We start from the raw sequence: 8,357 nt of genomic DNA on the forward strand, positions 1-8,357 counted from the left end.
TTAGTTTAGGACACGGATTCCGCTGCGCCGCACTGCAACCCACCACAGGGTGGCGATAGCAGTGAAGGCACAGGCGGCTGACACGTAGACCACAGTGATGGTGCTGGGGGGAAGGCCGAGACCGCGCGGCAGCACAAAGAAGCTCATCGCTGCGGAATAGGCTACGACGCTGAAGCGGAAAATGAGCCTATTAGCCCACGCGGCCAAAGGTAGTACGGCCCATAGGATGTACCACGGATGGACGACGGGGAAAAAGATAACCAGTACTAAAGAGGCGATGCCGAGTCCTCCCACGGGGTGGATGTGGCCGCGCAAGGTGGCAAAGAGCATGCGGGCCATGAAGGCTACCGCCACGAGAACACCAAAGGTGCGGGTGACTGTGAGAATGGCTTCGGTGTGGTCGCCAAGGCCTAGGAGCATTCCGATAAAACCGGTACCTACGCCTACGGCGGTGGACGTAGAAAGCCACGAGCGAATGGACGCCGCCCCGCCTTGCCCGGTAATCCACCCCAAGCTAATGCCGGTGCAGACGCTAATAAGAGCAACGGTTGCTACTAAAACGATTATTTGCAAAGCGATGGCGTAGGCCAGGGCCTTCCAGCGTGCCGTACCGTGTGCGTTGATGAGGCGGCGAGCGTAGGCCATGCCCACAAAGCCCAGCCCAATAAAGCCAGTAACCTTGACCATTCCGGCACAGGAAAGGCAAAAACCGGAAGCTACCAGGGCTAGGTAGGCACTGCGTCGGGAGGCATCCAGCTTGTCGACGCCGCGGAGACCCAGTTCCATGCCCACCAATAGCAAACCCAACATGATGGACTCATTATGGATTCCGCCCACTAGATGCAAGATGGTCAGCGGGTTGAGGATGCCGAGCCACAGTGCAGATTCTGGAGATACCCGGCAGCGCCGCGCGAGACAGCTTATGGCCCAACCAGCAACAATAATCCCGGCGATGGACAATAGGCGATGGGTGATAACGCCCAAGAGGATGGAGTTAGAAGTAACCGCGCTGACCACAGCTGCTAGGCCGAGTGCTACCGGGCCATAAGGGGAAGGGGAATTAGCCCAGATAAACGGCACGGAGCGGGCGAGCTTATTACCTGCCCCTAGCAATTGAACGGGCCCGGCAGAATATGGATCCATGCCCTGTGCCACGATGGAACCATTAGCCAAGTAGGAGTAGATATCTTGGGTGAATAGCGGGGCGGTAAAAATCAACGGGATGACCCACCCCGCCCAGGTTTGCCACAGTTGATGCGTGGTCACCAGACGGCGAGCACCCGCTGGGGCGGTGGCCTTGTCCTGAGGTTGGCGCAAGGGGGTTCCGACAAAGGGGGCGAGGAACACCCAAGCGGAGACCAATAGGCCTACTCCCACCATTACTATGGCGGAGGAGGTTTGCAGCATGCGGGACATCAAGGAGCCGAAGGGCACGTTGTCGTAGGGATTGCCCACCACGGGGAGTGCGCCGGCGCCTAGGGCGCCGAACGCAATGAGCAGGGAGCCTACCGTGCCTACCCAGCGCAGAATGAAAAATGTCCGCCACTGTGCTGTGGTGGTGCGCTTGAGGCCATCCGCATTGGCGGGGACAAAATCAAACCGAGAATCAGGTTCGGCGGCCCCCGTGTCTTCGGCGTGTAACCGTGCCGACCGGGAACCAGCGGTACCCAGCTGCGGCAGCTCTGCCTTCACGCCAGAAAATAAGCCGCGGATTTTGCCTGTCATGGCATATGACTTTACGCGAATCAATTGCTTAAACCCCAGCGGGCCCGCCCACATCGTGGGCAGCACGGTCGAGTCGGGCCGTTAGGGGAGTGTTGCCACCCCCGTGCCACGCCGAAGTTTGGCCAATGGTGGCATTCCGGAATGAATTAAGGAACACTAGTGTTGTCTAATATTGAAGGCGCTGTTGAACTGCGGCGAGCATCCCGGAGCTACGGGAGGACGTTGCGGGACGGCAGTAAGTGTCTGAAGCGCGAAGGGAGGTCCCAGCATGAGCAGTCCGCAACGTAGTGTGGCTACGCCGAAGCCGGCGAAGGAATCCCGCACCACGGATGGTGATACCCGCCGTCAAGTTATGCTGTTGCTGTTGAAAGACGGGCCCGTTACCGCTTCCCACTTGGGTGAACGCCTTGGCCTTTCTGCTGCCGGAATTCGCCGGCACTTAGACAACTTGGTGGAAGAGGAACTGACGGAGGTCGTGCGCCGCCGCCCCGCTCCCCGCGGCTCTGCGGTCAGCGGTTCTGGTCGCGGGCGACCAGCCAAATACTTCCGCCTCACCGATCGTGGCCGCGCACAATTCGGTCACGCTTATGATGATCTGGCCTCAGAAGCCCTGACAGCTTTACGCGCGGTCGGCGGGTCCGAGGCCGTCAAACACTTTGCCAAAGTCCGCTTTGAGCGCCTCGTGGCAGATGTTCGGCCTCTGATAGAAGAGGGCGAGTCTGTTGAAGACGTGGCTCGCAAGCTGGCCGAGGTCTTGGATGAGCACGGGTACGCCGCCACGGTGGACCGCGCCGGCCAAGGAGTGCAGATCTGTCAACACCATTGTCCGGTCTCCCACGTGGCGGCCGAGCATCCAGAGCTGTGTGAGGCGGAACAGGAAGTCTTTTCTGCTTTATTAGGCAAACACGTACAGCCTTTGGCTTCCATTGCTGGAGGTCACGGAATCTGTACCACTAACATCCCCTTGACACCCGTTAATACAAATACTGAAAGGAGCGAGTCATGACCCAGGCACAATCGGCACCCGACAACAAGATGACCGATGATGAAATCATTGATTCCATTGGTGCATATGAGTACGGCTGGCACGACTCGGACGCGGCTGGTGCTTCTGCTCGCCGCGGCTTAAACGAAGATGTAGTACGCGATATTTCCGCCAAGAAGGGCGAGCCAGAATGGATGCTTAACCAGCGCCTAAAGGCTCTCAATATCTTTGATAAAAAGCCCATCCCCACGTGGGGCGCGGACCTATCTGGCATCGATTTTGACCAGATTAAGTACTACGTGAAGTCCACCGAGGAGCAGGCCCAGACGTGGGAAGACCTCCCGGATGACATTAAGGCCACTTACGATAAGTTGGGCATTCCAGAGGCCGAAAAGCAGCGCCTCGTTGCAGGCGTGGCAGCCCAGTACGAATCTGAGGTTGTCTACCACCAGATTCGTGAGGACCTAGAAAGCCAGGGCGTTATCTTCGTCGATACCGACACTGCGCTGCGTGACTACCCAGAGCTCTTCAAGGAGTATTTCGGTACCGTCATCCCCGCGGGCGATAATAAGTTCTCCGCGCTGAACTCCGCCGTGTGGTCGGGTGGCTCCTTTATTTACGTGCCAAAGGGCGTGCACGTGGATATTCCGCTGCAGGCTTATTTCCGCATCAACACGGAAAACATGGGTCAGTTTGAGCGCACCCTCATCATCGTTGATGAGGACGCCTATGTGCACTACGTCGAGGGCTGTACCGCACCTATCTATAAGTCTGACTCTTTGCACTCTGCAGTAGTGGAGATCATTGTGAAGAAGGGCGGCCGTTGCCGCTACACCACCATTCAGAACTGGTCCAGCAACGTCTACAACTTGGTGACCAAGCGCACCAAGGTAGAAGAGGGCGGCACCATGGAATGGGTCGACGGCAATATTGGTTCCAAGGTCACGATGAAGTACCCGGCAGTGTGGATGACCGGACCATATGCAAAGGGCGAGGTCCTCTCCGTTGCTTTTGCTGGTGAGGATCAGTTCCAAGACACCGGTGCCAAGATGACCCACATGGCCCCGCACACCTCTTCCAATATCGTTTCCAAGTCGGTGGCACGTGCCGGCGGTCGCGCCGCTTACCGCGGCTTGGTGCAGGTCAATCAGAACGCGCACCATTCCACTTCGAACGTCGAATGCGATGCGCTGTTGGTCGACAACATCTCGCGTTCGGATACATATCCGTATAACGACATCCGTAATGACCACGTCACGCTGGGCCATGAGGCAACCGTTTCCCAGGTTTCTGAGGAGCAGTTGTTTTACTTGATGTCCCGCGGCATTGCGGAAGAAGAAGCAATGGCGATGATCGTGCGTGGCTTCGTTGAGCCGATTGCTAAGGAGCTGCCGATGGAGTACGCCCTCGAGCTCAACCGCCTCATCGAACTGCAAATGGAAGGATCGGTCGGCTAAAGAAAATGGTCGCTTCGAACGAATTCAATCCGGATAAGATCACCAAGGGTGATGTCTTTACCTCCACCAACGTGGAGGACTTCCCGGTGCCGCACGGCCGTGACGAGGTCTGGCGCTTTGTTTCCCTGCGCAAGCTCCGTGGCCTGCATAATGGCGACTTTGCTGAGGCTGTAGCCCAGGATGTCACCGTGAGCGAGCACCAGGGCGTAAGCTCCGAGACCGTCGCTCGTGAGGATGAACGATTGGGTCGTGTAGGTACCCCGTCTGATCGTGTCGCGGCACAGGCATGGACCTCCATGCCAGAAGGCCAGGTTGTCACCATCGATGCAGAGGCTCAGGTCGAAGAACCCGTCGTCATCACCTATACCGGCAGGGGAGAGGGCGTAACGTCCTTTGGCGCCACCTCCATCGAGGTAGGCCACCACGCCGAAGCTACCGTCATTTTGAAGTATGTCGGCTCCGGCACCCACGCGGATAACGTCGAGTTCATCGTGGGCGATGGTGCTCACTTGACCGTTGTCGTTGACGTTGACTGGGAAGACGATGCGGTTCACCTGTCCAACCACGTTGCCCAGCTCGGCCGCGATTCCGTGCTACGCCATAACTCTGCCATTTTTGGCGGCGAAGTAGTACGCATCGTGCCGCGCGTGAACTTCACCGAGCAAGGTGGCGACGCAGAGCTATTGGGCGTGTACTTCGCGGACGAAGGCCAGTACTTTGAGAACCGCATGCTCGTGGATCACTCCGTTCCTAACTGCCGCTCCCATGTTCTTTATAAGGGCGCGCTGCAGGGTACTAAGCAAAATGAGGCCCGCACCTGCTGGGTGGGCGATGTTCTCATTCGCTCCAATGCAAAGGGCACTGATACCTACGAGACCAATAACAATCTGATCCTGACCGAGGGCGCTCGCGCGGATGCAATCCCTAACCTGGAGATTGAGACTGGTGAAATTACCGGCGCTGGCCACGCAGCCACCGTTGGTCGCTTCGATGACATTGAGTTGTTCTACCTCATGTCTCGCGGCATTCCAGAGGCTGAAGCCCGCCGCCTCATCATCCGTGGCTTCTTCAATGAGGTCATCCACCGCATCCCGGTGCAGTCCCTGTCTGAGGAATTGGAAGACCGCATTTCCGAAGAACTGGAAAAGATCTCCGCCTAAAGCTTTCATAGAAGGAAACCACACACATTATGTCTACTCTGGAAATTAAGAACCTCCACGCTCAGGTGCTGCCGACGGAAGAAGGCGGCGAGCCGAAGGAAATTCTCAAGGGCGTCAACCTGACCATCAACTCTGGCGAGATCCACGCCATTATGGGCCCGAACGGCTCCGGCAAGTCCACCTTGTCCTACACCATCGCCGGCCACCCAAAGTATGAGGTCACCGAGGGCGAGGTGCTGCTCGACGGCGAAAACCTACTGGACATGCCCGTCGATGAGCGCGCTCGTGCCGGCCTTTTCCTGGCCATGCAGTACCCCACTGAGGTCCCAGGCGTAAAGGTCTCCCAGTTCATGCGTTCCGCCGTCACCTCCATCCGTGGTGAGGCACCGAAGCTGCGTGAATGGAATAAGGAGCTTACCCAGGCCCGCGAGAACCTGAAGATCGATAAGTCCTTCATCTCCCGCTCCGTTAACGAGGGATTTTCCGGTGGCGAGAAGAAGCGCCATGAGGTTATGCAGCTGGATATCCTCAAGCCAAAGTTCGCAGTGATGGATGAGACGGACTCCGGCTTGGACGTTGACGCCTTGCGCATCGTTTCTGAGGGCATCAACAGCTACCAGAAGGAAACCAATGGTGGCATTTTGATGATTACCCACTATAAGCGCATCCTGAACTACGTGAAGCCGGATTTTGTCCACGTCTTCGCTGATGGCCACGTCATCAAGACCGGTGGCGCTGAATTGGCCGATCAGCTCGAGTCTGACGGCTACGACCAGTTCCTCAAGTAAGGACCGGCCACCGGCCGGTCAACCGAGACTATCCTAAGAAGATTCATGTCTGGATTTGATGTAAACGCAATCAGGGAGCAGTTCCCGATTCTCCAGCGCACCGTCCGTGGTGATAAGCCTCTGGTGTATCTGGATTCAGGCGCTACCTCCCAGCGCCCGCTGCCGGTGTGGAAGGCGGAAGAGGAGTTTGTGTTGCACACGAACGCTCCTGTTCACCGCGGTTCCTACCAGTTGGCGGAAGAAGCCGATGATGCCTATGAGTCCGCGCGACAGGCTATCGCCGCGTTCGTAGGCGCGGACCGCGATGAAATCGCCTTTAGCAAAAACGCCACCGAGGCCCTGAACGAGGTTGCTTATGTGCTTAGCGACGAACGCGCGGGGGACCTCTACGTAGGCGAGGGCGATACCGTTGTGATCACCGAACTGGAGCACCACGCTAACTTGGTGCCGTGGCAGGAGCTTTGCGCTCGTACCGGCGCTACGTTGAAGTGGTACTCCATGACCGAAGACGGTCGCATCGATCTCGATTCGCTCGAACTCGATGAATCCGTCAAGGTCGTTGCGTTTACCCATCAGTCCAATGTGACCGGTGCTGTGGCGGATGTGGATGAGCTGGTACGCCGCGCCCGCGCGGTTGACGCCATGGTTGTACTCGACGCTTGCCAATCCGTACCGCACATGGCGGTAGATTTCCACGCCTTGGATGTGGACTTCGCGGCGTTTTCCGGTCACAAGATGTGTGGCCCCAGCGGCGTTGGTGTCCTCTACGGCAAGGAGGAGCTGCTCAAGAAGCTGCCGCCTTTCTTGACCGGTGGCTCCATGATTGAGATTGTCAAGATGGAAGAGACAACCTTTGCCGAGCCGCCGACACGCTTTGAGGCAGGCACGCAGATGACCAGCCAGGTAGTAGGCCTCGGCGCCGCGGTGAAGTTTTTGGAAGAAGTGGGCATGGATAATATCCACGCGCACGAAAAGAAACTTACGGAGCGCGCACTGCGCCAGCTGAAGGAAATCCCGGGCCTGCGCATCATCGGCCCGGAAACCACTGAAAACCGCGGCGGTGCCATTTCTTTCACCGTGGACGGCGTTCACCCGCATGACTTGGGCCAGGTCCTCGATGACCACGGCGTGTCCATTCGCGTTGGCCACCACTGCGCGTGGCCATTGCACCGCGCCTGCGGGGCACAGTCCACCGCCCGAGCCAGCTTCTACCTCTATAACACCGAGGAAGAAGTAGATAAGCTGGTGGAAGCAATCAAGGCCGCCCGCGAATTCTTTGGAGTTGCCTCATGAACCTAGATTCCATGTACCAGGACGTCATCCTGGACCACTACAAGAACCCGCAGCACGCCGGACTGAGGGAGCCTTATCAGGCTGAGGTTCACCATGTGAACCCGTCCTGCGGAGATGAGCTGACCCTGCGCGTGCGTCTTTCCGATGACGGCAAGACCGTTGAGGACGTCTCCTATGACGCGGAAGGCTGTTCCATCTCGCAAGCTTCTACCTCGGTTATGGCTGAAGAAATCGTTGGGCTACCGCTCGCGCAAGCCAATGAGAAGCTGGCCGAGTTTGAAAAGATGATCACCTCTCGCGGCCAGGACGAGGGCGATGAAGACCTCATCGGTGATGGCGTAGCCTTCGCCGGAGTGTCCCAGTACCCAGCGCGCGTAAAGTGTGCGCTCCTCGGATGGAAGGCCTTCCAGGCTGCTTCCGCCGATGCACTAACAGAAGTGGAGAGCTAGATGACTGATCCCGTAGATCCTTATCAGAACGAGAATTCCTCTTTCTCCGGCAGCGGCGAGCGACCGGAGCAAACCGAAGAGCAGATTTCCAAGGCCTTTGACGTCACCGAATTTATGCGAGACGTCATTGACCCTGAGCTCGGGATCAACGTTGTTGACTTGGGCCTTGTCTATGATCTGTGGTTCGAAGAGGACAATGGCAAGGAGATCGTCATGATTAATATGACGTTGACCTCGCCGGCCTGCCCATTGACCGATGTCATTGCTGAGCAGGTGGAAGACATCGTCAAGGCCAATAAATTGGCCGATGCCGTCCGTATCAACTGGGTATGGATGCCACCATGGGGTCCGCAGATGATTACGGAAGAGGGCCGCGAGCAACTTCAGGCCCTCGGCTTCGCGGTTTAAATCGCGTCCTACGCACACGCCTCCAGCAGCGCATTTCCCGGTCTAGGGAGACAGTTGTTGGGGGCGTTAGCGCGTCTTAGCGTCGGCACCGA

8 protein-coding genes are annotated in these 8,357 nt (G+C 57.6%); 7 read left to right on the forward strand and 1 reads right to left on the reverse strand.

From position 1 onward, the window contains the following. Entirely contained in the window at nt 1–1,725 is a 1,725-nt protein-coding gene (mptB, locus tag WMP96_RS08630) for a polyprenol phosphomannose-dependent alpha 1,6 mannosyltransferase MptB (protein WP_239204000.1), read from the reverse strand. 268 nt (nt 1,726–1,993) lie between these two features. Between mptB and WMP96_RS08635 the strand changes: the two genes are divergently transcribed. From WMP96_RS08635 to WMP96_RS08665, 7 genes are read left to right on the forward strand one after another with little or no spacing between them, the layout of a single operon-like run. Beyond that, entirely contained in the window at nt 1,994–2,731 is a 738-nt protein-coding gene (locus tag WMP96_RS08635) for a helix-turn-helix transcriptional regulator (RefSeq protein WP_239203998.1), read from the forward strand. Continuing rightward, nucleotides 2,728–4,167: a Fe-S cluster assembly protein SufB gene (sufB, locus tag WMP96_RS08640; protein WP_023021511.1), complete on the forward strand. Its 1,440-nt coding sequence runs from the start codon at nt 2,728–2,730 to the stop codon at nt 4,165–4,167. The genes WMP96_RS08635 and sufB overlap by 4 nt, the downstream gene beginning before the upstream one ends. Nucleotides 4,168–4,172: 5 nt before the next feature. Next, on the forward strand, nt 4,173–5,327 hold the full coding sequence (sufD, locus tag WMP96_RS08645) for a Fe-S cluster assembly protein SufD (RefSeq protein WP_340432912.1): 1,155 nt from the start codon (nt 4,173–4,175) through the stop codon (nt 5,325–5,327). Nucleotides 5,328–5,356: 29 nt separating this feature from the next. After that, nucleotides 5,357–6,115: a Fe-S cluster assembly ATPase SufC gene (gene sufC / locus WMP96_RS08650; protein WP_023021513.1), complete on the forward strand. Its 759-nt coding sequence runs from the start codon at nt 5,357–5,359 to the stop codon at nt 6,113–6,115. Between the two features lie 45 nt (nt 6,116–6,160). After that, entirely contained in the window at nt 6,161–7,408 is a 1,248-nt protein-coding gene (locus tag WMP96_RS08655; RefSeq protein WP_239203994.1) for a cysteine desulfurase, read from the forward strand. Next, nucleotides 7,405–7,857: a Fe-S cluster assembly sulfur transfer protein SufU gene (gene sufU, locus WMP96_RS08660; protein ID WP_023021515.1), complete on the forward strand. Its 453-nt coding sequence runs from the start codon at nt 7,405–7,407 to the stop codon at nt 7,855–7,857. The genes WMP96_RS08655 and sufU overlap by 4 nt, the downstream gene beginning before the upstream one ends. Next, a complete protein-coding gene (locus WMP96_RS08665) occupies nt 7,858–8,265 on the forward strand; it encodes a metal-sulfur cluster assembly factor (RefSeq protein ID WP_023021516.1) in 408 nt (135 codons plus the stop codon). Nucleotides 8,266–8,357: the final 92 nt, after the last annotated feature.

The organism is Corynebacterium sp. KPL4035, from assembly GCF_037908325.1.
GTDB lineage: Bacteria > Actinomycetota > Actinomycetes > Mycobacteriales > Mycobacteriaceae > Corynebacterium > Corynebacterium kefirresidentii.